Origin of the sequence: Paenibacillus sp. FSL R5-0378, from assembly GCF_038009285.1 — a bacterium.
Taxonomy (GTDB): Bacteria; Bacillota; Bacilli; order Paenibacillales; family Paenibacillaceae; genus Paenibacillus_AQ; species Paenibacillus_AQ favisporus.
Genome location: NZ_JBBPAY010000001.1, coordinates 1 through 24,386 on the forward strand (window position 1 = coordinate 1; position 24,386 = coordinate 24,386).

The window sequence follows — 24,386 nt, forward strand, 5'->3', positions numbered from 1 at the left end:
CAAAAAATAGCTGGTACAAACAAAAGAGGGCACGCCCCCTTCCGGGCGTGCCCTCTTTCTATATTGCCGTCATTATTCTTTGATCAAAGACAGAAATTCCGCTCTCGACGCCGGATCTTCACGGAAAATGCCGCGTACGCCGGAGGTCACCGTCTTGCTGCCCGGCTTCTTCACGCCCCGCGAACACATACACAGATGCTCGCCTTCCACGACGACCATCACACCATGCGGCTGCAGCACATCGACCATAATGTCGGCGATTTGGGACGTAATCCGCTCCTGTACCTGCAGACGGCGGGTGACCGCCTCGACCAACCGGGCCAACTTGCTGAGTCCGGCAATTTTCCCGCTCGGAATGTAGCCGATATGGACCTTGCCGAAAAACGGCGCCATATGATGCTCGCATTGGCTGTAATACACGATATCCTTGACGATCACCAGTTCCTCATGATTTTCGTCAAAGGTCACGCCCAGCACATCACGCGGGTCTACCTCATATCCGGCAAAAATTTCTTCATACATCCGGGTAACGCGGGCGGGTGTCTCAAGAAGCCCTTCCCGCTCGGGATTTTCACCGATCAGCTTCAAAATTTGCTCGATATGGTACTCGATCTTCTCGCGGTTTTCACCAACCCGCGTGTTCACGTAATCTTTAACGCCAGCCACAGCACTTCCTCCTATCGCTACCCCCTGCTTCTCTGTAGACGTTCTATGCCGAGGGGATTATTTCTTCTTGCGGCCTTGACCTTGTGCCGGGCCCTTCTTGCCGGAAAACTGCTGATTTTTCATCATCTGCTGCGCTTTCTGCATCTGGCGCCCGTTCAGGTTGTAACCCATTTGCTTGGCCATCTTTTGAAGCATTTGCGGGTCATTTTGCATTTTTTCCATTTGCTTGCGCAGATAATACACGCCGATAAAAAACCCGCCGACCAAGCCGACGATCAGCGTAATAATTGGAATTACATATTGCATATTCCGCCACCCCTATAAGTATAAATCGATTCCTTGCGCGTGCCTGAGCAGCACGAACCTATCATAGCATGTCCAAATGCGGCTCGCAAATGAATTCTAGGCCAATACAGCCTCGATAAATACGGTCGTTTCCTGCGCCAAATCCAGCTCTTTAATATCCAAATGACCCGCTTCGCCGCGCACGATCCGGACGACCGGACGTCCCGGCAGCCCCCGGTGCTGACGGACGACAAGCCCCGTCTCCTTGTTCGACAGCCTGACGGCCGTCCCGTTGGGATAGATCGACACCATCCTCGTAAACTGGACCAGCACGCCGTGGTCGAGCTGCTTTTCCGACATGGCCATCATTTGCTCGCAAGCTTCATGCGGCATCAGCCTCCGGCCCGAAGGCTTCAGCGGATGAATCATCCGGTCGTAAGCGTCCGCAGCGGCGACGATTTTGGCATATAAATGAATCTCGTCTCCGGTCAGTCCCCGGGGAATGCCCAAGCCGTCAACCCGCTCATGATGCTGAAGGGCGACGTGGGCGATCAGCAGGCCGAACTCCCTTTTGTTCTTGAGCTTCTCGAAACCGCGCCAGGTGTGATGGCTCTTGGAATCCGGGAACAGCTCGTCTCCCTCCCGCATGCCGTTCTTGCCGATATCATGCAGCAGGGCGCCCGTAGCGAGCTCTTTGACCTGCTGATAATTCAGGCCCATATTGACGCCCATCACCGTGGACAGCAAGCATACATTCATCGCGTGAACATACTGGGCGTTGTCTGCGGTCCGGACATCCGTAAGCTGCACGAGCAGCTCTTTGTTATCCATCACGTCCTCGAGGAGATGGTCCACACTCGCGCCGATCAGCTGGGTGTTCCATTCCTTCCCGGACCGCACCGCTTCAAAAGCGTCACTCATCTCCTGAATCAGGCCCTGTTTGGTTGCCTCGCTGAGAATGTCCTCCGTCTCCACGTCCGCGTACAGCGGATCCTGGATGTAGAGCATCGTGACCCCGATTCGGTTCAGCGTACTGATCATATACACGGTAAGCTGGACTCCCGCCGACAGCAGTACCGTCCCATTCCCGGAATAGATGGTTTTCCCCAAAAATTGCCCGGGCTCCACACTTTCAATGCCTACATACCTCATGAACGTTCCCCCGATTGGTTACTTAATCGGCCCATCCCTTTCTTTCGGGCAGGGAGTTCTCCAAGGTCAAGAGATGGCGCTTGATCTCCATCCCTCCGCCATATCCTACGAGACTGCCGTCGGCGCCGATCACCCGGTGACACGGGACGATCAGCGGTACGGGATTTTTGTTGTTGGCTCCGCCGACGGCACGGACGGCCTTCGGTCTGCCAATCGCATTTGCGATATCTGCATAGGATCGGATCTCTCCATAAGGAATATCGGCAAGCGAGCTCCAAACCTGAAGCTGGAACGGCGTTCCCCGCATATCCAGCTGCACGTCGAACGTCTTGCGTTCCCCGGCAAAGTACTCACCCAACTGGCGCTTCGCCTCTGCCAAACGCTCGTCGTCCTGAACGAAATCACCGCCGCCGCACCAGGTGCGGGACCATTTCTGGAGAACCGCCTCCTTGACGTTAAACGGTCCGAACTCGATCAGGCACAGCCCTTTCTCCGTTGCGCACAGCGTCAGCGGGCCGATCGGAGAAATCATCTCCGAATAATAGACCGTTTCCTTCTCGCCTCCCAAACCGGGAGAAAAATCATCCGCAGCCATTTCGGCATCTGCGGGTTGTCCGCTTCCAGCGGGCTGAAGCTTTTCCTGCGCTTCGCTCATCATGTCTATCACCTTCTCGTCTTGTTCTGAAGCCAGACCTTTATTCAGCCAATTCAAAGCTTCTTCCCCTCCTATCCGGCCCAAAGACCACGCTGCGGCACCCCGCAGTTCCGGTCTTGGGTCTTCCAGCAGCACCCGGCCGAGGCGGGGCACCGCCGATGTATCCTTGAAGTTGCCGAGCGCAATCACGGCGTTGCGCTGAATCGGCTTGCGGCCGCGCCAGGCGGCTGCGCTTTCCCCAAACTTCTCCTTGAACTCCTTATTGCTCAGATCCAGAATAGGCAGCAGCAGCGGCTTGTCCTTCTCGGGATCCGGCAGCAGATAATCATGATGCGTCCAGTTCTTCCCCTTGTTCTTTGGACAGATGACCTGGCAGGTATCGCATCCATACAGCCGGTTGCCGATCTTGCGCATCACCTCGTCCTCCAGAAAGCCCTTGGTCTGGGTCAAAAAGGAGATGCACCGCTGCGCATTGAGCTGGCCGGGGCCGACCAGCGCTCCCGTCGGGCATGCGTCGATGCACATCGTGCAGTCGCCGCAGTCCTCCGTGACGGGCGTATCCGGAGGGAACGGAATGTTGGTCACCATCTCCCCGAGATAGATCCAAGAACCCCATTTGGGCGAAATGATACAGCAGTTTTTCGCGCTGAAGCCGATGCCGGCCCGCTCCGAAACCGCCCGGTCCACCAATGCCCCGGTATCCACCATGCTCTCCATCACCGCATCCGGCACCCGCTCCCGGATAAACGCCTCAAGCTTGCCCATAGCGTCCCGCAGCACCTGATGGTAATCCCGCCCCCACGCGGAACGGGCTAGGATCCCCCGGTATTGTCCAGGCACCTGTTTGGGCTTGTGTTCCATTTTGGATGGATAGGCTACGGCGATAGCAATGAGGGAGGCGGGCTGTGCATCGGGGAGTGCCGGGGTGACGCGTTTGTCCAGATCCGGCTCTTCAAAGCCGGATTCGTAACCAAGCTTGCGGTGGTTCTCGAGAATCGATTTCAGAGAGACAAACGGGTCAGCCGAAGCAAAACCGATATCGTCAATGCCGAACCCGGCCGCAGCCTCTTTAATGTCTTGTTTCAGCTGCTCCCACGGCGAAGCCGAAGGAGCGTACGCAGCCTGTGGTTTACCTGATGTCATTTCTCCTTGCGGCCTCCTTTCCGTTAAGAGTCGTTCCATAATGTCTTACAGCGATCTCGCTTTGGATAACGGCCAGAAAATAAATTCAGCCCGCCCCACGATGGCGCTCGCTTCCACGCTGCCGAAGGAACGGCTGTCCCGGCTTGCGCCGGCATGCCGGTTGTCCCCCATCACAAAATAGTGATCCTTGTCCAGCTTGACCGGGCCGAAATCCGCATCCTGAATTTCCACCTCGGTGTAAGGCTCGCTCTGCTCCTTACCGTTCACGTACAGCTTGTGGCTCTTCACTTCCACGGTGTCACCCGGCACGCCGATGATCCGCTTTACCAGAAATTCCTTTTTCTCCGGACCGTTGCTCGGATCGCGAAGCACGACGACCTCGCCATGCTTCGGTGCGGTAAAATCATATACGATCTTATCGACAAACAGCCGTTCCTGCTCTACCAGCGTCGGCTGCATCGACTGCCCGCGGACCATGGACAGATTAAAAACGAATAAATTCAGCAGCATCATAATGACAAATGCGATAACCAGTGTTTTGGCCCAGTCCCAAAATTCGGACAGCCAGCCGCGCTTGCCTGCCTGCTCTCCCGGCGTTGTAACCGGAACCGGCTCGGGGCGGCCTTGCTCCCGCTGATCGACTTGATTCATGCTACACCTCATTTTTATGACAAATTCCCATATATACAGAAAAGCATATCTTCGGGCCTTTTGCAACGCCGCAAAGATATGCTCAAGTATAGTAAATATTGCTTATTAACGATATGGATGTAGGTTTTCTCCATAATACCAAAGGGTCGTTATCTCTATTGCGGCGCGACAATGCTGAGTTTCTGGAATGCCTGCAGCACCTTGTTGGCCCCGTAGCCCATCGCCTCATACAGAGGCATCGCGGCCTTGTTATGCTCGTCTCCTGCAATCATAATTCCGCTGACCTTACGCTGCTGGAACCGGCCTTCCATCATGGTGACCAGTGCCTTGCCAATTCCCTTGCGGCGGTAATCCGGATGGATGGCAATACGATAGTAGAAGCCGTGGTTATGCTCGATCGTGCCGATCAGGGCACCGACGATCTGTTCATCCTCTTCTGCAACCATAATCAGGTCAGAATCCCAGTAGAGCTGCCTGGAGAAAGGTTCGATCGTATTCTCGTAGCATTCTTCGGATAACGCGATTTGCAGCAGCTCGTTGACACGAGTCGCATCACTTAACTGAAAGGAACGAACATGCATGTTTAAATCTCCCTTTTCGTTAGCTTTATAGGATTAAGGGGATTTTCAGGGAAAACAAAAAAACCCTCTAATCCAAGGTATAGTATTACGACAAAAACCGTGAAAATCCTTCTTTATCATCCATTAAACCATAGTTTACTTTAAAAAACACGCGTTTTCTTTTGAAAGCGCTTTATGGCAAGCGTTTTCATTCTATCATCTGTAAATTTCCCATATAATGGACTAGTTTTGCGGCATAATCCTTCGGGATTTGGGTAAAGGATAACAAATGCGTCTTTCGACGTGCCTTCATGGAATCAAAAAAAGTTTTTTTCTCGCGATGAAAGAATGGCACTTCCCGCCTGGATCATTTGAGGTTCTCACTGGAAAAGGCTGCGGTTAAGTCCGTTCCAATACAGCTGGCAAGCCCGCCTCAGGATTAATTCGACTTTGTAAACATAAATGTTGATTTAATCGAAAAAATACGGTTTAATAGAAATGGAATCACGTTCCATGCTACATACCTATGCCGATAAAGGGCTCTTTTGGACAACAAAAGCGTTCCTTTATTCATATGAATCAACCGCCTGCGTTGATTCTACCCAAAAAAACATTAACAGGAGGTATTTATTATGGCATTTCAATTACCACCACTTCCATACCCGAATGATGCGCTCGAGCCGCACATCGACGCTCAAACGATGGAAATCCATCACGACCGTCACCATAACACTTATGTAACGAACCTGAACGCGGCTCTGGAAAATGCTCCTGAACTGCAAAACAAAAGCCTTGAAGAGCTGATCTCCAACCTGGACAGCGTACCTGAGAACATCCGTACAGCCGTTCGCAACAACGGCGGCGGACACGCTAACCACTCCCTCTTCTGGGAAATCATCGCCCCTAAAGGCGGAGACAAGCCAAACGGCCTTCTGGCTCAAGCGATCGACAGCGAGCTTGGCGGCTTGGACAAATTCAAGGAAGAATTCACCAAAGCGGCTACAACCCGTTTCGGCAGCGGCTGGGCATGGCTCGTCGTGGACAAGAACGGCAAACTGGCTGTAACTAGCACGCCTAACCAAGACAACCCGCTGATGGAAGGTCAAACACCGGTCCTCGGTCTGGACGTTTGGGAGCATGCTTACTACCTGAAATACCAAAACAAACGCCCTGACTACATCGCAGCGTTCTGGAACGTTCTGAACTGGGATGTTGTCAGCAAACGTTACCAGGAAATCGTACAGCCGTAAGCTGTACCTTCCCGGAAATAAAGGGGCTGCCCCCAAGAACTGCATTGCAGTTTCTTGAGGGGCAGCCCCTTTTGCTTGTCTCTAAACCGGGTAATTACCGGCGGCTGGGAACAAGCTCTGGTTCACGTTTTAAACGATTAATAGGATGAATGTTTAAAATAGTTCTGTAAAATTTTCAAGAATACATTAGGAAAAGCATAATGCTGCATATCCTGCTCATCGATCCATCGGTACTCCGTCTGGACGGACGGCTCGCCGCTGTCCCCGGCCGCGTACATCGCCTTCAGCTCGGCTGCCTGCGGCAGGTCCTCTTCGCGGCAGCGGTAGACCTGCAGGTTCCAGTGAATATGGCTGAAGGTATGCTCCGCATCCGTTAAATGCGCGATCGGCCGCGCAGCGATGCCTTCCTCGAGCAGCGCCCCGGCGAGGATATCCATCGCCGGCTCGTCCGGCAGACGCCCGCTGCGCGCCGCCGGCGTCTGCAAATGCGGCAGCTCCCACATGCGGGCGAGCAGCCCTTCCTGTGGACGCTGGCGGATCAGAACGCGGCCGCTATGATCGCCGCGGCCCTCCACGAGGGCCACCACCCGGTACTCGGGCCGCGGCCGCTTCGCCTTGGTCTTGATCGGCAGCTGCTCCTCCTTGCCTTCCTGCCTGGCGGAGCAGTGCTCCATCACCGGGCAGGTCAGGCAGTGCGGCGACTTGGGCGTGCACACCAAGGCGCCCAGCTCCATGAGCGCCTGGTTGAAGTCCGATGCCCGGCCGTCCGGGATCAGCTCCACGACCAGGCTTTCCATAAAGGCGCGGGTGCTTCCCTTCATGATATCTTCCTCAATCAGGAAGTATCGCGACAGAACCCGCATCACATTGCCGTCAACGGCCGGTTCCGGCTTATTGAAGGCAATGCTCAGAATCGCGCCGGCCGTATACGGGCCGACCCCCTTCAAGGCGAACACGGACGCCTTGTCGTCCGGCACCATACCGCCGTGCAGCTCCTTCACCTGCTTGGCCGCAGCCTGCAAATTGCGCGCCCGGGAGTAATATCCGAGGCCTTCCCAGCATTTGAGCACATCCTGCTCAGGGGCGTCGGCCAGGTCCTCCACGGTCGGAAACCGCTCGATGAACCGGTTGAAGAACGGAATGACCGTGTCCACCCGCGTTTGCTGCAGCATGATTTCCGACACCCAAATATAGTAGGGATTGCGGTGGCGCCGCCACGGCAAATCCCGTTTATGCTTGTCGTACCATTCCAGCAGGTTGATGCTGAAATGCCGTTTCTGCTCCATTGAACTTATCGAACTGCTCATGAGGTCCTTCATACCTTTCTGGCTGGCTTGATCATGAGCCGGCCTATTCCCGCTTCTCTACAACAGCAAAGGCGGAAGCCAGCTCGGTCTGGTGGGAGATCGATAGATGGATTACATATTCCGGCTCGCCCGGCAGCTCGAGGCGCTCCCAAGCCTGCTCGTTCAGCACCACGACGGGTTTGCCGCTCTCATCGGGAAGCACTTCCATGTCCACAAAGCCGATTACCCCGCCGATGCCGCAGCCAAAGGCTTTGGAGATAGCCTCCTTTGCGGCGAAGCGCCCGGCGACAAACTCGGTCAGGTTTCCGCCGCGTTTCTTGGCTTCCTCCCTTTCACGGGCCGTCAGCACCCGCTCCATAAAACGGAAGCCCTGACGGCTGCCGAGAAGCAGCCCAACCCGCTTGATTTCCAGCACATCGTGCCCGATTCCGTAAATCAATGCCCCGCACCTTCCCTTCCATGACATACAAATCCTATTGTAACAGGTGCACGTCCCAAAAACGAGCCGCTTGTGAATAGGCGGCTTTTACCAGCTGTTCTTCATGAAACGATCCCAGACAATACCTCAAAAGCTGTAGCGTACACGAAAAATGCGGAGCCCTTCGCCAGGCCCCGCATTCTTGTTACCGTCTACGATTATACGGTGCTCCGCGCCAGCAGCCGCACACCGTATCCCTCCAGCTTGATGCTTCCGGCGACGGGCTCGCCGCCAAGCAGATCGCGGTATTCCCGCTCATCCAGATCCACTTGCTTGTCCTCACCCGTGAAGTTCAGGACAAACACATAGTCCGTGCTGCCGTCCGACCTAAGCTGGACCGTAACCCCTTGCGGAAGCTCAGTATCCAGCACCGGACTGACCCCCGCTTCCCGAATAAGGCGGGCATAGAAATCGCCGTAGAACGGCTCCTTCGCGCGTGAGGCGAGGTAATAGGCCTTGCCTTGTCCGAACGAATGTACCGTCAGCACCGGACACCCCGCGTAAAAATCGTCGCCGTACTCCGCCAGCACCTGGGCGCCTTCAGGATGAATCAGGTCGCACAGGTCGTACAGCTCATAATCGCCTTCGAGGCCCAGTCCGTTGTTCTGGACGGGGATCATCCGGTTGAGCTCGCCCTCATGCAGGCCGTCGATCTCTTCGGACCAGATGCCGAGCGTCTTGCGAAGCGGTCCGGGGAATCCGCCCAGATGGCAGAGGTCGCTCTCATTGACGATGCCGGACCAGTAGGTCGCCACCAAGATGCCTCCGCCGGCCACAAACGCCTCGAGCGCGGCACCGGCTTCCGCCGTGCATAAATACATCATCGGGGCGACAATCAGCTTATACCGGGAGAAGTCGTCGCCCGAGCCGATGACGTCCACGGGCACGCCCATGTTCCAGAAGGCGCGGTAATGCTGCATCACCGTTCCTTCGTAGTCAATTCCCCGGTTCAGCGGCCCCTGAGAATCTTTCACGGCCCAGCGGTTGTCCCAATCCGCGATAATGGCCGTCTCCGCCGGCACGCCGGAACCGGTCACCGCGGCGATTTGCTCGAGCAGGCCGCCCAGCCGGGCTACATCCTGGAACACCCGCGTGTGCTCGTGCCCGGCGTGGTCGACGACGGCGCCGTGAAACTTCTCACTGGAGCCGCGGCTCTTGCGCCACTGAAAATACTGCACGGTGTCCGAGCCATGAGCTACAGCCTGCAGCGAGGAGAGCAGATGCATGCCCGGGCGCTTCAGCTTGCTGACCGGCTGCCAGTTCGTCAGGCTCGGCGTGCTCTCCATCAGCATGAACGGCTGCCCGCCTTTCAGTGAACGAAACAGATCGTGGTTAAAGGAGAACCAGGATGCGAGCTTGCCCGGGTCCTGCTTGTCATGCCACGTCGGATAGGCGTCCCAGGAGATGACGTCCAGGATATCCGCGAATTTGTGGTAATCCAGCCCTTCGAACCAGTCCATCATGTTCGTGGTCGCAGGAAGGTCCGGCCGGATCGCCTTGAGCGGAGCAATTTCCTGTTTGCAGAAGTCCACGGTTTGGTCCGTGACGAACCTTCTCCAGTCCAGATTGTGGCCGTGGACCATCTTTTCCCCGTGCCGGGAGGGAGATTCGATCTGGGACCAGTCCGTATACGTATGGCTCCAGAACGACGTCCACCAAGCCTGATTCAAAGCCTCCAGCGATCCGTAACGCGCCTTCAGCCACTCGCGGAACGCTTCCTGGCAGTAATTGCAGTGGCACTCTCCGCCGTATTCATTGGAAATATGCCAGCCGATCACAGCCGGGTGGTTCGCATACCGCTCCGCCAGCTTCGTATTGATGATCCGGGTCTTCTCCCGGTATACGGGCGAAGAATAGCAGTGGTTATGGCGCCCGCCATGCAGACTGCGCACCCGGTTCTCCCCTACGCGCAGCACTTCGGGATACTTCTGCGACATCCATGCAGGCCTTGCGCCGCTGGGGGTTGCCAGCCATGCATACATTCCGTTTGCTGCAAACCGGTCCAGCACCTGGTCAAGCCAATCGAACGTAAATACGCCTTCCTCCGGCTCCAGCGCAGCCCAGGCAAAAATGCCGATGGCCATCACGTTGCAATGGGCCAGCTTCATCAGCCGGATGTCCTCTTCAAGCACTTTCGGATCGTGCTGCCATTGGTCCGGGTTATAGTCGGCCCCATGCATGAAACCTGAAATTTGCGGGCTGATCGGTGGATAGGATTTCTTCATATGAATACAAGCCTCTTTTCTGTTATGGGATATAAAGCGCCGGGAGCGGATAACCGTCATGATCAAACAGCGTCAGATTGCTCCAATTGTTGGCATGGCCGACGGACCACACCTGATGCGACGGGATCCAGCACGGCTCCCAATAATAGAAGCCCAAGCCCCGGCCGTCCGGCGTGCGGCGGATGATGTCGGTTAGCGCTTTCAAATAAGCCTGCTGGCCTTCAGCCGAAACGGGGAACGCGGACGGCAATGCTTCATCATTCTCCACGATGAGGGGAAATCCTTCCCTAGTCCGAAAAGTCCAGGGGTAAGCCGTTTTCACGACGACGATGTCCCGCCCAAACCGCAGAGACAAATCCTGCAAATTCCGTTCGAGCTGCTCCAGCGGACCGTGCCACCATGGATAATACGACAATCCGATCACGTCATGAGGAACCCCCTGCTCCTCCATCCGCTCAAAAAAGGTCAGGCTGCCTTCCGGATCCCCGCCGCGGTCGATGTGCAGCATCACCCGGACTGATCGGTCCACCGCCTGCACAGCGCTTGCACCGGATTTGAGAAGCCCGCACAAGCGGGCCCATGGCTCCTCATCCGCACCGGCCTCCGCTCTCGGATCCACCTTCGCATCCGGCCAGAGCATGCCGTTAGTAATCTCATTTCCGATCTGGACCATATCCGGCAGGGCACCGCCGGCGCGCAGCACCGCCATCACTTCGTACGTATAATCGTAAACGGCCTGTTCCAGCGCCGTCCCGCGCAGTCCTTCCCAAGCGGCCGGCTTCCACTGGTTCGCCGGGTCGGCCCACTTGTCCGAGTAATGAAAATCCAGCAGCAGATGCATGCCGAGCTCCTTGACCCTTTTGGCCATTATCAGAGTCCGCTCCAGATTGCAGTAGCCTCCCGGCGGGTCGTTCCAGATCCGCAGCCGGATGGAGGTGGTGCCGCTGCGCTGTAAAAGCTCAAGAACGTCCACCTTGTCCGGGCCCTCATGAAACGTGCCTCCCCCCTGTTCGATCTCATCCAGGAAGGACACGTCCATGCCCTTGATCCACATCTTTTCGATTTCCATGCCCTGCCTCCTATTCCTTAACCGAGCCCATCACAAGGCCCTTGACGAAATATTTTTGCAAAAACGGATAAACCAGCAGCACCGGCACCGCGCCGATGAAGATCTGGGCGGCGTTGACCGTTTTCTGCGAGAGCAGTGCCACCTCTTTCGGATCAATGCTCATGGTGCTCATATCCTTCTGCACAATGACCGTCTGCAGGAAGGTCGCCAGCGGAAACTGCTTGGCATTGTTCAGATACAGCAGCCCGTCGAACCACGAGTTCCAGTGGAACACCATGCTGAACAAGGCCAGCGTTGCGATCGAAGGAAGCGATACCGGCAGAAAAATCGAGAAGAGGGTGCGGAAATGCCCGGCACCGTCGATAAACGCCGCTTCCTCCAGCTCTTTCGGGATTCCCCGGAAAAAGTTCAGCAGCAATATCGTGAGATACACGTTGACCGCCCCTGGCAGAACGAGCACCCAGAAGGAGTTGATGAGATGCAGCTTCTGGATGACGATATAGAACGGCACCAGCCCGCCGCTGAAGATCATCGTGAACACGAACACCCAGGAGTACACGTTTCTCGCCCGGAAGACCGAAGCTTCCTTCGACAGCGGATAGGCCGCCAGAAAGGCCAGCAGCAGCGTGAGCGCGGTGCCCAGCACCGTACGCTTTACCGAAACCCAGATGGAGTGCAGGAACACGGGGTTGTCGATCGTTTTTTTGTAGGCCTCCGTCGAGAACTGCACCGGCCAGAGGCCCACCAGATTGGCGTCCGCCGCCGACTTGGCGCTGAACGACACCGCCAGCACATGCAGCAGCGGAATGATGCACATCAGCGACAGGCACAGCAGCACCAGGGTATTGGCGACCGAAAATATGCGGTATGAAGCGGTTTTATGATACATCCTTCTATATCCCCCTCTTAAAAAATCCGGTAGTTCGCCAGCTTGTAGGCCAGCCGGTACGAAATGAGGATCAGGATCATCGATATGACCGACTTGAACAGACCGATCGCTGTGCCAAGCCCCATCTCTCCGTTCAGAATCGCGGTACGGTACACGAACGTGTCGATGATATCCCCTTTCTGGTACACAAGCGGATTGTACAGGTTGAAAATTTGGTCAAAGCCCGCGTTCAAAATGTTGCCCAGCGCCAGCGTTCCGACGACCACAGCGATCGGCAGCATGGACGGAATCGTAATATGGAGCGTCTGCTTCCAGCGGGTTGCCCCGTCTACCTCCGCCGCTTCGTAAAGGGACGGATTCACGTTCGCGAGTGCAGCCAGGAATACGATCGTGCCGAAGCCGAACTCCTTCCATACGTCCGAGGCGATGACGGTAAACCGGAACCAGTTGTTATCGCCAAGGAAAAAGATCGGCGGGATGCCGAACCAGGAGCTCAGGATGCGGTTCAGAAATCCGCCGTCCGTGGACAGAAAATCCAGCAGAATGCCGCCCAGAATGACCCATGACAAAAAGTGGGGCAAATAGACCAGCGTCTGCACGAAACGCTTGAAGAACGCCCTGCGCACCTCGTTGAGCAGCAGCGCAAACGTAAACGGCGCCAGCAGGTTCAGCACGATCTTGAGTGCGGAAATGATCAGCGTATTCCAGATCACCTCCATACTGTCCTGCCGTTCAAACAGCATGCGGAAGTTGTCCAGTCCAACCCATTCGGAGTGGGCAAAGCCGAGCCAGGGCTTAAAATTTTGAAAGGCCATGACGATCCCCGCCATCGGCACATAGCTGAAAATGACCAGAAACACCAGCGCCGGCAGCAGCATAATGTGCAGCGGCCAGGTTCTTTTTAGACGGTTCATAAAAGGTCGTTCCCCCTCTTGGAATGCCAATTTCTCTTTTGGTACCGTCATTATAGCAACCGCCCAAATGTCGTCGTAGCTCATAAAACCAACATAAATGGCACTATTGCAACCAATTGCAGGCATGAATCCGCGAAGGGCTTGTCCCCCTGCCAGCCTTCTTCCGCCGACGAGGGAATTTATGAAGCATGGCATACCAGACACAAAAAACCGGTGAAAATCAAATGATTGATTTTCACCGGTTTCCAGGCGACCGACTCTTCCATTGAAACGCCGATACAACGGAGTTACAGCGTATTGTGAGACGGTGTTTCCCGCTCATCCATTCTATTATCGGGACTCCAGGCTGGCCGGGCTGCTGGCATGCGCCGCCTCGCTATGGGTGCCGGCTTCCTGCGTTTCGCGCTGTTCGAACATTCTGCCGATTTTCCAGCCGATGCCTATATTCAAAACCGCCATCGCTCCAAATAAAACCACATCACCCCAGGGCTCCGGCAGCAGCAGATCGGCAAGCAGCCACCCTCCGGTCATGGCAGCCCCCATCACTGCGCCCTTTACGGACGACCTTAAACTCATTTTTCCCATTCGACACACTCCCCCGCCTGATTCCTTATAATCTGAATCGACAAGCAATAGGCCTGCACGCCAAAGTTCTTTGTTTCCTGCCTTTTGTGATATATATGTCGTGGACAAAATCGAATATGCCCGAATAACCGTTAAAAAGCCCCTGGCTCCCCATCTGTATAAGCTCACTTCTTCCGTGACACAATAACGTAAGTTTAAAAACATACTCCGAAGGAAGGTAGCCTCAATGAGACAACAGTTAAGAATCGGTGTATTGATTGCAGGCATGTCTTTGATGCTGGCTGCTCCGGCCTTTGCTTATGGGGCGGCTGGAACGGCGCAAGACGGCGGAAATGGCGGCATGGGCACAGGTATGGGCACGGGGACCCTCGGAACCGAATCCACCGGTGGTTCGCATTACCGGGTGAACAATGTCGGAACGACATCCCACTATCATGTCAGCGTATATGGCACTGGAACAGGAAGCCAATACTTGAATACAAATTACGGAACGAACAACACCGGCCGGATGGGAACAAACAACTACACCGGATCCAATACGAATATGCTGACTGACAATAACCGAATCCGGACGAACGCAGCGACGGACACGAACCGCGGCGGAGGCTGGGGCTGGCTCGGACTGCTGGGTCTGATCGGATTAGCCGGCATGCGCAAAGGAAACCCGGAACGAGACCGTGGTTAGTTTGCCCTAAATGCATGGTCAGCCATCATAAAAATCCCTGACTTACTTCAAATGTAGGTCAGGGATTTTTAGTGCTTCGACTCCCGGTCGATCAATCAACAGCACATTCTGTTGTCTATCGCTATCTAAATGTCCTATCCTAAATGGCTGTAGAGTGAGCCGGACGTTCATCATATTTAAAAGGGATATGTTTCGGATCTTCAGCGGCAGGCTGAACAAAACCGGCCGGAAGGGTATCGCCCCAAGTTAAGCGCCCCTCGACGAATTTGGACATCCGGGTCTCGAAAAAGGCCGGGCGCTGCTTCCACACCTTTTTGGCAACGGTCACGGTAAATTCCCCTCGCTTGTTCGGAATGGTGACGGAATAAGGGACATCCTTGGGCAAACTCAGTCCGACCAGCACTCCGGTGTACATCGCGCCAGACGATGTCCGGCTCACCAGATACGGTGGACGATCCGTGATGACCGTGCCCTCTTCCGGCAGTGTGATGTCGATCTCCACGCTCGTGTTCTCGGGCATCTTGAATACCCTGCCTTCCGGAAGCGTGTACCTCTTGGTGCCGATCGTGACCGACAGATTTGTTTCTTCATCCTCTGGCCAATAGAAAATGGAATATCTGCCGTCCTGATCGGTCGGCGTCGATTTCCCGAAGCCTTCGCCTTGATCCCGGTCAAACCAGACCACCGCGTTCTCGACCGGTCTGCCGTTCGCGTCTTTGACAACCCCGCCCATCCGGTATTTATCCACTTGAAAATAAGATACGACGTCACCGCTGCCGGCGATGACCCGTCCGTGAACCTGGACCTTGGACGCATCTTCAGGATCGTCTTCCACCTTCAGCACCTCAATCGGATAATTTACGCTGAGCATGGCCGAAGCAGTAAGAAGCCGCTTCGACATTTCCGGCGTTAGATGTTTCCCGGATACGGTGGCGTCCTTAAGGGAAGCGATACTGATTTTAGTCTCAGCCAGGAGGCTCTGGTCAACGGTCAGGGTGAACGATCCGTCCTTCCCTGTGGGAGCGTCAATTTGGCTCTGGCTCGTATGCACCGTGGCGCCGGCCACAGGCTGATTGTCGAGGAGCAGCCTGCCGTGAACGGAGGTCATATGGGACCCGTCCGACTTCCACTGCTTAAGCCGCAAGGACGGCGAATCAACCGTCAGCTGTACGCCTTGGTCCGCCGCTTGCGCCGATGCCGGAGCCTCCGAGGATACCGGCTTCGAGGGCAACCCGGCACATCCGGCAAGACATACCGTCATGATCAAAATGGACAGTCGCTGCAAATACCACATGGATTCGATTCCTCCCCTTTACTTGTGCGCAAATAAACAGGGGCAAAGCCATAGGCTCTGCCCCGCTTCCTGAACCTTATTTTTTCTGGTGAGCGTTCGTGTCTTCCGCTGTACCCGCTTTGCCTTGGGTTTTGTCGCCGCCAAGACCGAACACGAACACTTTCGGTTTGGGACCGCCGGATGTAAAGGCCATATATTGTTTGTCGTCGACGACGAAAATCGCCGGCGCTGCTTGAATGCTGCTGCCCGTCGTCTGGAAGGTCCAGATGACCTTGCCGTTTTTAATATCCAGGGCGTTGATCTTCCCGTCGAGCTCGCCGTAGAAAGCCAGTCCCGTCGTCGTGCTCGTAAAGCCTCCGCGCATCGGATCCTTCGTCTTGATTTGGTAGGCTTTTTTGCCGGTATTCACGTCCATCGCCGTGATGGTGCCGTACGGTACATCCTTCGCTGGCGCCGAGGTCGTCGTACCGAACGCGGCCGCTCCGGGCATGTCCGGTGTCGAGGCTTCCGTCTGGCTTTTCGCAGACTTGATGACGGCCCCCTGTTCCACGCCCGGAATCAGCACATAATTTGTTGCGGGATCATACGTTTCGGGAGCATAGTTCTCGCCTCCGAGCACGCCCGGGTACACGGTAACACCCTCCGGTGTCGGCTTCGGATGATCGATCTTGGCAAAAGGAACCCCGTCCCAAACGACAGCTCCGGTCTTGGCGTCCCATGCGTACCATTGTCCCGACTTCCCGCCCTGCACGACGATTTTTTGCTGCTTGCCTTTGACGGTGGCATTCAGGATCATCGGCGAAGCCGCGGCGTCATAATCCCAGAGGTCATGGCTGATTTCCTGCTTCGCCCAAATCAGCTTGCCCGTAGCAGCGTCGACGGCAACCACCGAGTCCGTGTGCGGATTGTCTCCCGGCCGGGATTCACCGTAAAAGTCAGGCGCCGGGTTGCCCACGGCAAAGTACATGATCCCTGTCTCCTCATCGATGGCCGGCGGGTTCCATACCGCGCCTCCGCCCTGGAACTTGCTGTTGGCGAGCCAGTCCTGGCCTTTAGGCGGGACCGTGTAGAAAGGAGAAGCCCAGGCCGGCGACAGGTCGCTCGCTTTATACGCGTTGACAAACCCGCGGATGCCGTTGTCCCCGCCGCTGCTGCCGATATAAATGTTGCCTTTGTAATACACAGGCGCGGTCGTTTCGTAATAACCATTCTCCAGCGTCACACCTTTGATGGACTCGGAGATCGGCACCATTTTGATCAGCTTGCCGGTCTTCTGGTCCAGGGACACAATCTGATTGTCGACCGTCAGCATGAACACTTTGCCTTCCCCAACAGCGACGCCGCGGTTGGCAATGATCCCCGACTTGCTGAATGTCGCAGCTTGCTCTGCGGACGGCTTCCAGTGCCAGATTTGACTGCCGGTTGCGCCGTCGAAGGCGAATACCTGATTCCCGGCGGTCGTAATGTACACGATGCCGTCGACGAACACCGGATAGCACTGATTCCCGTTCTTGACGTCTTTGTCAAGCTCCTTCAGGTCCGCGCTCCAGATCACGCCCAGGTCCTTGACGTTGGCCGCGGTCACCTCTTTATAAGGGACATGCCGGGTATTTTTCAGATCGAATCCATAGGTGCCGAAGTTTTTAAAAGAGGTGCCCGTCACTTTTCCCGGCGTCGTGGAAGGTTTGTTTTCGTTTGTATTTTGCGCCGGAGCCGGTGTCGCTGCGTTATTGTTCTTATTCGTATTACAGCCGCTTAGAGCCAGGCTTGTGCTTAAAAGGGCTGCGCCAATCATCACGTGAGTTTTTCTCATGTTGGAACGATCTCCTCATTTTTTCATTAGAAGCGTTGTAACGTAATATTTCCAGCAAGACCAAAAATCATGCAGAAAAAATATACAGCCCTTCGTACATGCACCTGGTTTGCACCCAAGCAGCATTTCCGGCTGATGTCATGCAGGTATAAAAGCGGCTCAAATCGGTCATCTTGAAGGAGAAGAATCACACCACCCAGATTTGCATTCAAGGAGGACGACGATGAAACCGAAATTCCGTTTGATCTTTACGATAGCGCTGCTCTCGATCGTATTGGTATTAAGCGCATGCGGCAAAAGCAATAACGGTACGGCGGCTCCGCCTGCCAACAATACAGCCCCGTCCACCGGCGGCGGACAAACCAAAGAAATTACCGTAACGGCGAAAAACTTCGCTTTCGACCCGCCCAATATCGATCTGAAAGCCGGCGATACGGTCAAGCTGACCTTTAAAAACGCGGATGGCGTACACGGCTTCGAAATTCCTGACCTGAACGTCAATCTGCAGGACGGACAAACGGCCACCTTTACCGTAGACAAGGCCGGGACTTACGACTTCAACTGCTCGATCCAATGCGGCTCAGGCCACGACAATATGACGGGTACGATTACGGTATCCTAAGACCAAACAAAAAAGGAGCCCATCCCAGGATGGAACTCCCTTTTTTCGATTTATGGCTTGTGGAAAGCTGCAGGAAGCAGACATTAGGTCGCCGCGGGCAGGTGCTTCAAATAAAAACGATACCAGTTGCCGCAGATAAAGCCTTCCACGTCCTCCTCGCTGTAATGCTTTTGCAGTAAATTGACCAGATCATGATATTTCCCCGCATGCTCCAGACCGATGATCTTTTCACGGATACCGTCAAAATCCGATCCCAGCCCGATATGCCGGCGGCCCCCAAGAGAGCAGATATGGTCGATGTGCGCGAGCAGCCGTTCCATCGTTACCGGTTCCTCCGCATGGACAAAAGGCGGCACAAAGGTGACCCCGATGACTCCATCCGCCCGAATGATGGAGCCAATCTGCTCATCGCTCAAGTTTCTGCGGCGCGGGCATATTTTGCCGGCATTGGAATGGGAGGCGATAAGCGGCTTCGCGGACAGCGACGCCAGCTCCCAGAACGCTTTTTCCGAGAGATGGGACACGTCCAGGATCATGCCCAGACGGTTGCATTCCTGAATCAGCTGCCGGCCTTTCTCGGTCAATCCCGCTCTCCTGGACTCCATGACGCCGTCCGCCGCCCAATTGGCGTAATTCCAGGTGATGCCGATACTCCGGACGCCCAGATGATGCAGGATCCGCACATAGGCCAGGTTTCCCTGCAGCGCATCGACTCCTTCAAGCGATAGCAGCGCCCCGGTCAGCCCGTTCTTCTCTGCGTATTCGAGGTCCTCCTTGGACCGGATAAAATGGATGGGGCCGCTTGCGAGCACCTTCTCATGAAACAGGTCAATGCTCTCCAGCACATAACGAAACTCTCCGGCATACTTCTCAGGCAAGTAGACGGCAAAATTCTGGAACCCGATGCCGGCTTTTTGCATGCGTTCCAGCGTGACATCCAGCAAATCCTGTTCGTGCACAAAATCCAGCTGCGGATGCTCAAGCAGTTTGCTCAGCACATCGCAGTGGGCGTCAAATATGGTCACCGGTCATTCCTCCGTTCTTCTTGAACCTGCCGCGATAGGAATAAGAAGGCACAGGGCGATGAGGCACAGTAACGGATGGTTCATCGTGGTCTTGATTGAGGGAAGATAAAATATCGGATATCAGTTCGTGATGAGGCGACCACTGGCAGACAGGATCCGCCTGCCGCGCGTCGCCGGCCAACAGGTAAGCTTGGCAGCGGCATCCGCCGAAATCGCGGAAACGGTGTTCACAGCTCCGGCAGGGCTCCGCCATCCAGTCGAAGCCGCGGAAGCTGTTGAATGCTGCGGATTCCCGCCATATCCATTCGAGGCTCCGCTTTTTAACGGATTCGAAGGTCAAGGTATGAATGCTGGATGCCGCGGTGCAGGGCAGCACGGTTCCGTCGGGCGTCACCGTCATCGAAATTTCGCCCCACCCGCCCATGCAGGGTTTTGGGAAATCCTCATAGTAATCCGGGAGAACCCAGATCAGTTCAATCTGGCGGTCAAAGCGCGCTTTGGCCCGAAAAAAAGCTTCCTCAGCCGCCGCGAGCTGCGCTCTGGTCGGCAGCAGATGCTGGCGGTTAAGCAGCGCCCAGCCGTAGTATTGGGTATTCGCCAGCTCCAGCCGAACGGCTCCCCATGACACACACATCTCGATGATTTCCTCTACGAGGTGGATATTTTGCCTGTGCAGGACCACGTTCATATGTAAGGGGATCCCCGCCTCCCGGATCAAGGCAGCCGTTTTCTGTTTGAATTCATGTGCCCGGGAGCCGGCAATCGCATCCGCCAGGCCTGGCTCGGACGCCTGTACGCTGAGCTGCATACTGTCGACCCCCGCGTCCACCAGCTGCTGCATGCGTTTCTCTGTCACGCCAACCCCGCTGGTAATGACATTTACAAAAAAGCCCAGTTCACGGGCCTGCCGGATCAGCTGGTCCACGTCCGGTCTCATGAGCGGCTCGCCGCCTGTCAGGTGAAGCTGCACGACCCCAAGCTCACTGGCTTCCGTGAATACTCTGATCCATTCCTGCGTGCTCAGCTCATGCTCCCTTTTGGCGAGCTCTACCGGATTCGAACAGTAGGCGCAGTGAAGGGGGCACCGGTGGGTAATTTCCGCCGACAGGGCATACGGTATGCTTACGGACACTTTTCGATCCACCCCCGCTCAATGGCTTGCGTGAGAAACTCGAGAACATCCTCCTGCAGATTGGATTGATTGTATTTCGCCTCAAGCTCCCCGATAATTTGGTGAGCCGACCGTGTCCCGTCACACAGCCAAAGAATGGCCCCGGCCGTCGGATTCAGGTTGACGACGCGTTCGGGGAGCAGGAGCATATCGGTTTGCCTGGCTTTATCGAACTTCAGCCGTGCGGGACTTCGCAGCCTGAGCTGCTCCGACTGCCCCCAAGCGATCATCGCTGTGCCTCCGCATCGGGATACGCCAGACTTAACGCATCCAGAATGGCCCAGAGGACATCGCATTTAAAGTGCAGGGCGGATATGACCTGCTCCTGCTCGCCGCGGTCTTTGCATTCACGCAAAACGAGTTCCAGACCGTGGTCCGCGTCACGCGGTGCCTGATGCAGCCTCGCCTGGAAATACTCCAGTCCTTCCGGACGGATCCATGGATACAGCTGTTCAAACACGGCGATTCGCTGGGAGATGAGGACGGGAGCGAACAATTCCGTCAAAGAGGAAGCTACGGCAATGAGCCACGGCTGCAGGCGGCAGAAATTCACGTAGGCATCGACCGCAAACCGGACGGCGGGAAGGACATGGCGCTCATCCAGCATCTCCTCTCTCGGAATGCCGACGGCTTCGCCAAGGCGGATCCAGGCTTCGATCCCTCCCTCGCTCCCTTCCGTTCCGTCATGGTCCACAATGCGCTGTATCCAGTGGCGGCGCTCCTCTCTGGAAGGCAGCTTCGAAAGGATGATGGCATCCTTGACGGGGATATTTTTCTGATAATAAAACCGGTTCGCCACCCAAGCCCGAAGCTGCTCGGGACTCAGCTTTCCTTCATGCATGCGTACGTGATAAGGATGCTTGTCGTGATAGCGCTGTTCCCCGACCTGGCGCAGCCTCATCGTTAATTCTTCGTTCGAGAGCAAATGCTGGTTCATGTTAGACCTCCAATTCCAATCCGTCATAACCGACCTCGATCCCCAGCTCCCGAAGGCTGCGATTCTCCGCAGAAGCCTCGTCAAGGATCGGATTGGTATTGTTGATATGGATGTAAATTTTTCGCCCAACCGATATACGGGAAAGGTGCTCCAGGCTTCCACCCGGTCCGGCAATGGGGACATGCCCCATATCGGATGCCACTAATCGGGAAATATCCAGCCGCCGAAGCTCATCCGAATGCCAAAAGGTGCCGTCCACAAGGACGCAGTCGGCTGCTTCCAATTGGGTATGAAGCTCGTTCGACCAGGACTCGACACCGGGCGCGTATACAGCAGTCCCTCCGGTCCGCTGGTCTACCATGCGGTAGCCGACGACCCAAGGGGATGTGGGCGCCCCATCCGTATCGGGATCCCGAAGGAACGACGCATACCTCGGCGGCTTGGAGCCCAGGAAGAACGGATATACCATTACTCTGCCCCCAAATAGTGGAAAAGATTCCTGCGGCCGGACTTCGTGCCACCGGTATGAAGCATAGGGCTTCAGGATTTGCCTGACCGGGAAGGCTTCCATCAGGGCGTCCAATATGGGAGCTGCGGCGTAAACGTCGATTGCCGAAGACTCCCTTAAGTGGAGGAGGCCCATCGTATGATCCAGCTCCCCGTCCGTCAGCAGCACGGTTGAAATGGGCGTATGCCGGATCGTGGAACCCGGAGCAAGCTCGGCATGGGCCTCGATCTGTGCACCGATATCCGGCGTGGCGTTGATGAGAACCCAATCGCAGCCATCATCGCTGACGGCCAGCGAATTATGCAGCCGGGCACGTAATGAGGGATCCTGCATCCGCACGCGGCGGCAGTTCGGACAGCCGCAGTTCCACTGCGGGAAGCCTCCCCCCGCCGCCGATCCCAGCACCTTCAACAGCATGTTTCTGCCCCCCTCAAAAAAATAGATGCCGGATTGCTCCGGCATGGTTCGTCACTTCTGATAAGCGTATGCGGTAACCTCTGCACAAACCTCTATGACTTCAAAATCGGGTTTAACCCACATGCCGCCACCCCCTTTGATGAAATATCCCACCATGCCTGCCAGTAGAGAGCACAAGTCTGTTTAATCATATGTTGTATTTTGGCATTCTATAACACGTAACCATGCGAAGGGGTGTTCACTTAAGCGTTCTCTCCCAAAGTCAAAATTCGCGAGGTTCGCCAATAGGCTTCGCAGACGGAAGCAAAAAAGCGGCATGCCTCAGCATGCCGCTTCCCTTCTGTGCGCCGGTTATTGCCCCAGCTTGGAATACCAATCATTCACTTCGTTTGTCATTTGGTCGCCGCCCGAAGACTTCCAGGTCTCGACGAATTTATCAAACGCATCCACGCCTTGCTTGCCGTAGATAATTTCGTTAAAGGTCTGATTTTCGATTTTATTCAAATAGTCCAGCTTGGATTTCATAGTTGCCGTGGTTGGGCCGGTGTACAGGTTCGGATAAGCAATGTCCTTCTGGGACATCAATACCTTGGCCGCTGCCGGCGTATCCAGACCGTAGTTGAGCTTCACTTCTTTTTCCAGGCGGGTTGTCGCTTCCTTGCCGTCCGCCAGGTTCAGCAGCGCCTTCATCTGCGCGTCCGGAATCCGGGCCCCGTCGCGCACCAGCAGGTAGCGCAGGCTGTTCACGAATCCGCCGGGGATGTCCTCATACCGGAGCGGTTTGCCGCTGGCGTCCAGATCGTAATCGTATCCCTTGAAGAGGCCGTTGTCGAACACGCCTCCCGGCTGGGAATTGGCCAAATTGTCGAACATGTAGTTCTGGTAGGTAAAGAACGCTTCCGGATGCTTCATGTCCTTGTTGATCAGCGTCACGCCGTTCGTGAACAGGGTGCCGTGGCGCCCGGCTTTTCCGTCCGGCCCAGCCGGCAGGGCAATCGGCTTCCAGACCGCCGTCTTCACGTTCTTCACTGTGTCACTCAGCGGCCATCCGCTCATCCAGTAAGGTCCAGGGATGATTCCGGCTTTGCCGGCGACGGCCGGTTCGGACGTCTTGTTCTCATCCCAGAGCGCCGCTTCCTTCGGAATATAGCCTTTGGTGAACCATTCGTTCAGCTTTTGCAGCCCCGGCTTCATACCCGGGTTGATCGAGCCGTACTCCAGTTTCCCGTCCGCGCCTTTGTTCCACTGCTGCGGGATGGTGCCGTAGGCGCCGAAGATCCAGGACGGATCACCCATCCAGGTATTCATCGTGGTCTTGAATCCGATGCTCAGCGGGATGACCTCGTCCGGCTTCAGACCGTCCGGATTGTTGTTTTTGAAGGCGTCCATGACCTTCTCCAGCTCATCGATCGTTTTCGGCGCGGCAAGTCCCAGCTTGTCGAGCCAATCTTGGCGAATCCACAGCAAATAATCGTGGTTGTAGGCGTAATCGAGCACCGGGATGCCCATTCTTTTGCCATCGCGGATATAGGGGTTCCATACGTTCTTGTCCTGATCGATCGCCTGCTTCCACGTGTCGTTGGCATACTTGTCGAACAGCGCGCCCGCATCCTGGAACATGCCCGAATCGATCAGGTCCTGCGCCAGCTGCGCATCGCCGACGGTGACCACATCCGGCATTTCCTGGCCGGAAGACATCGCCAGCCGGAGCTTGGTTGCAAATGCGCCGTTCGTGTCGGTCACCGACCACAGCGATTTGATCTCGATGCCCAGCGTGTCCTTGGCCCACTTGGTAGCCACGTTATTTTCGATCGACTCTCCGTTCTTGAACTTCAGCTCCGGATCGACACCCCACACCGTGCTGATCGTCACCGGCGGGTCGTATTTGTCTTTATAAGCGTTTTCATTTTCGGCTGCAGCCGGCGGGTTCTGGGCCGAATCCGCAGAAGTTCCTCCTTTGGACCCCGAGCATCCGGTGAACAGCGCGCTGACCAGCACCAGGCTGCATGCAAGCGTCAATGCCTTTTTCGTATATGCCTTCATGTCGCTCCCCCTTAAATCTATATTTCTTCTACATGTTTCATT

The 24,386-nt window shown here is 55.7% G+C and carries 25 protein-coding genes; 3 read left to right on the plus strand and 22 right to left on the minus strand.

The features are described from left to right. Positions 1-72 precede the first annotated feature (72 nt). The 6 genes from folE to MKY74_RS00030 all read right to left on the minus strand — a co-directional run bounded on the left by folE (position 73) and on the right by MKY74_RS00030 (position 5,133). Positions 73-666 (minus strand): GTP cyclohydrolase I FolE, encoded by a 594-nt coding sequence (folE, locus tag MKY74_RS00005; RefSeq protein ID WP_076175829.1) that lies wholly within the window; start codon positions 664-666, stop codon positions 73-75. Positions 667-723: 57 nt separating this feature from the next. Beyond that, positions 724-972 carry a YneF family protein gene (locus MKY74_RS00010; protein ID WP_076175831.1) on the minus strand — a complete coding sequence of 83 codons (249 nt, stop codon included), beginning with the start codon at positions 970-972 and terminating at the stop codon, positions 724-726. Positions 973-1,068: 96 nt separating this feature from the next. Continuing rightward, complete coding sequence (locus MKY74_RS00015) at positions 1,069-2,103, minus strand: HD-GYP domain-containing protein (protein WP_076175834.1); 1,035 nt, start codon at positions 2,101-2,103, stop codon at positions 1,069-1,071. Between the two features lie 22 nt (positions 2,104-2,125). Continuing rightward, positions 2,126-3,901 (minus strand): tRNA epoxyqueuosine(34) reductase QueG, encoded by a 1,776-nt coding sequence (queG, locus tag MKY74_RS00020; RefSeq protein WP_076175836.1) that lies wholly within the window; start codon positions 3,899-3,901, stop codon positions 2,126-2,128. Positions 3,902-3,946: 45 nt separating this feature from the next. Then, a complete protein-coding gene (gene lepB / locus MKY74_RS00025; RefSeq protein ID WP_076175838.1) occupies positions 3,947-4,552 on the minus strand; it encodes a signal peptidase I in 606 nt (201 codons plus the stop codon). Positions 4,553-4,707: 155 nt separating this feature from the next. Further along, on the minus strand, positions 4,708-5,133 hold the full coding sequence (locus MKY74_RS00030) for a GNAT family N-acetyltransferase (RefSeq protein ID WP_076175840.1): 426 nt from the start codon (positions 5,131-5,133) through the stop codon (positions 4,708-4,710). Between the two features lie 611 nt (positions 5,134-5,744). Here MKY74_RS00030 and MKY74_RS00035 point away from each other — a divergent pair. After that, a complete protein-coding gene (locus MKY74_RS00035; RefSeq protein WP_076175842.1) occupies positions 5,745-6,362 on the plus strand; it encodes a superoxide dismutase in 618 nt (205 codons plus the stop codon). Positions 6,363-6,499: 137 nt separating this feature from the next. Here the strand turns inward: MKY74_RS00035 and mutY are convergent, their stop codons facing one another. From mutY to MKY74_RS00070, 7 genes are all read right to left on the minus strand, one after another. Further along, on the minus strand, positions 6,500-7,669 hold the full coding sequence (gene mutY, locus MKY74_RS00040) for an A/G-specific adenine glycosylase (protein WP_208629395.1): 1,170 nt from the start codon (positions 7,667-7,669) through the stop codon (positions 6,500-6,502). A gap of 43 nt (positions 7,670-7,712) precedes the next feature. Further along, on the minus strand, positions 7,713-8,108 hold the full coding sequence (gene acpS / locus MKY74_RS00045; protein ID WP_076175844.1) for a holo-ACP synthase: 396 nt from the start codon (positions 8,106-8,108) through the stop codon (positions 7,713-7,715). A gap of 197 nt (positions 8,109-8,305) precedes the next feature. Continuing rightward, positions 8,306-10,372 carry a beta-galactosidase gene (locus MKY74_RS00050; protein WP_076175847.1) on the minus strand — a complete coding sequence of 689 codons (2,067 nt, stop codon included), beginning with the start codon at positions 10,370-10,372 and terminating at the stop codon, positions 8,306-8,308. A gap of 22 nt (positions 10,373-10,394) precedes the next feature. Continuing rightward, entirely contained in the window at positions 10,395-11,441 is a 1,047-nt protein-coding gene (locus MKY74_RS00055; RefSeq protein WP_076175849.1) for a glycoside hydrolase family 53 protein, read from the minus strand. A 10-nt stretch (positions 11,442-11,451) separates the two neighbouring features. After that, positions 11,452-12,330: a carbohydrate ABC transporter permease gene (locus MKY74_RS00060; RefSeq protein WP_076175851.1), complete on the minus strand. Its 879-nt coding sequence runs from the start codon at positions 12,328-12,330 to the stop codon at positions 11,452-11,454. A 17-nt stretch (positions 12,331-12,347) separates the two neighbouring features. Beyond that, positions 12,348-13,244 (minus strand): ABC transporter permease, encoded by an 897-nt coding sequence (locus MKY74_RS00065; protein ID WP_076175853.1) that lies wholly within the window; start codon positions 13,242-13,244, stop codon positions 12,348-12,350. Between the two features lie 330 nt (positions 13,245-13,574). Further along, positions 13,575-13,829, minus strand: coding sequence for a hypothetical protein (locus MKY74_RS00070; protein ID WP_076175855.1), 255 nt, complete (start codon positions 13,827-13,829; stop codon positions 13,575-13,577). A gap of 226 nt (positions 13,830-14,055) precedes the next feature. Here MKY74_RS00070 and MKY74_RS00075 point away from each other — a divergent pair, with 226 nt between their 5' ends. Continuing rightward, entirely contained in the window at positions 14,056-14,514 is a 459-nt protein-coding gene (locus tag MKY74_RS00075; protein ID WP_084204206.1) for a WGxxGxxG family protein, read from the plus strand. A gap of 139 nt (positions 14,515-14,653) precedes the next feature. Here MKY74_RS00075 and MKY74_RS00080 read toward each other — a convergent pair whose 3' ends face one another. After that, positions 14,654-15,808, minus strand: coding sequence for a carboxypeptidase-like regulatory domain-containing protein (locus MKY74_RS00080; protein WP_076175857.1), 1,155 nt, complete (start codon positions 15,806-15,808; stop codon positions 14,654-14,656). Positions 15,809-15,884: 76 nt separating this feature from the next. Beyond that, entirely contained in the window at positions 15,885-17,621 is a 1,737-nt protein-coding gene (locus MKY74_RS00085; protein WP_076175859.1) for a pyrroloquinoline quinone-dependent dehydrogenase, read from the minus strand. 223 nt (positions 17,622-17,844) lie between these two features. Between MKY74_RS00085 and MKY74_RS00090 the strand changes: the two genes are divergently transcribed. Next, a complete protein-coding gene (locus tag MKY74_RS00090) occupies positions 17,845-18,243 on the plus strand; it encodes a cupredoxin domain-containing protein (protein WP_076175861.1) in 399 nt (132 codons plus the stop codon). A gap of 83 nt (positions 18,244-18,326) precedes the next feature. On the opposite strand, the gene MKY74_RS00095 is transcribed toward MKY74_RS00090, so the two are convergent. The 7 genes from MKY74_RS00095 to MKY74_RS00120 form a co-directional block, all read right to left on the minus strand. After that, complete coding sequence (locus tag MKY74_RS00095; protein WP_076175863.1) at positions 18,327-19,268, minus strand: dipeptidase; 942 nt, start codon at positions 19,266-19,268, stop codon at positions 18,327-18,329. Further along, positions 19,255-20,400, minus strand: coding sequence for a pyrroloquinoline quinone biosynthesis protein PqqE (pqqE, locus tag MKY74_RS00100; RefSeq protein ID WP_076175865.1), 1,146 nt, complete (start codon positions 20,398-20,400; stop codon positions 19,255-19,257). Before pqqE ends, MKY74_RS00095 begins: the two co-directional genes overlap by 14 nt. Further along, positions 20,391-20,669 (minus strand): pyrroloquinoline quinone biosynthesis peptide chaperone PqqD, encoded by a 279-nt coding sequence (gene pqqD, locus MKY74_RS00105; protein WP_076175868.1) that lies wholly within the window; start codon positions 20,667-20,669, stop codon positions 20,391-20,393. Before pqqD ends, pqqE begins: the two co-directional genes overlap by 10 nt. Continuing rightward, complete coding sequence (gene pqqC / locus MKY74_RS00110) at positions 20,666-21,376, minus strand: pyrroloquinoline-quinone synthase PqqC (protein WP_076175870.1); 711 nt, start codon at positions 21,374-21,376, stop codon at positions 20,666-20,668. Before pqqC ends, pqqD begins: the two co-directional genes overlap by 4 nt. A 1-nt stretch (position 21,377) precedes the next feature. Continuing rightward, positions 21,378-22,301: a pyrroloquinoline quinone biosynthesis protein PqqB gene (pqqB, locus tag MKY74_RS00115; protein WP_076176001.1), complete on the minus strand. Its 924-nt coding sequence runs from the start codon at positions 22,299-22,301 to the stop codon at positions 21,378-21,380. A 51-nt stretch (positions 22,302-22,352) separates the two neighbouring features. Beyond that, positions 22,353-22,457 carry a pyrroloquinoline quinone precursor peptide PqqA gene (pqqA, locus tag MKY74_RS35655; RefSeq protein ID WP_076175873.1) on the minus strand — a complete coding sequence of 35 codons (105 nt, stop codon included), beginning with the start codon at positions 22,455-22,457 and terminating at the stop codon, positions 22,353-22,355. Positions 22,458-22,652: 195 nt separating this feature from the next. Then, entirely contained in the window at positions 22,653-24,344 is a 1,692-nt protein-coding gene (locus MKY74_RS00120) for an extracellular solute-binding protein (RefSeq protein ID WP_076175876.1), read from the minus strand. Positions 24,345-24,386 lie beyond the last annotated feature (42 nt).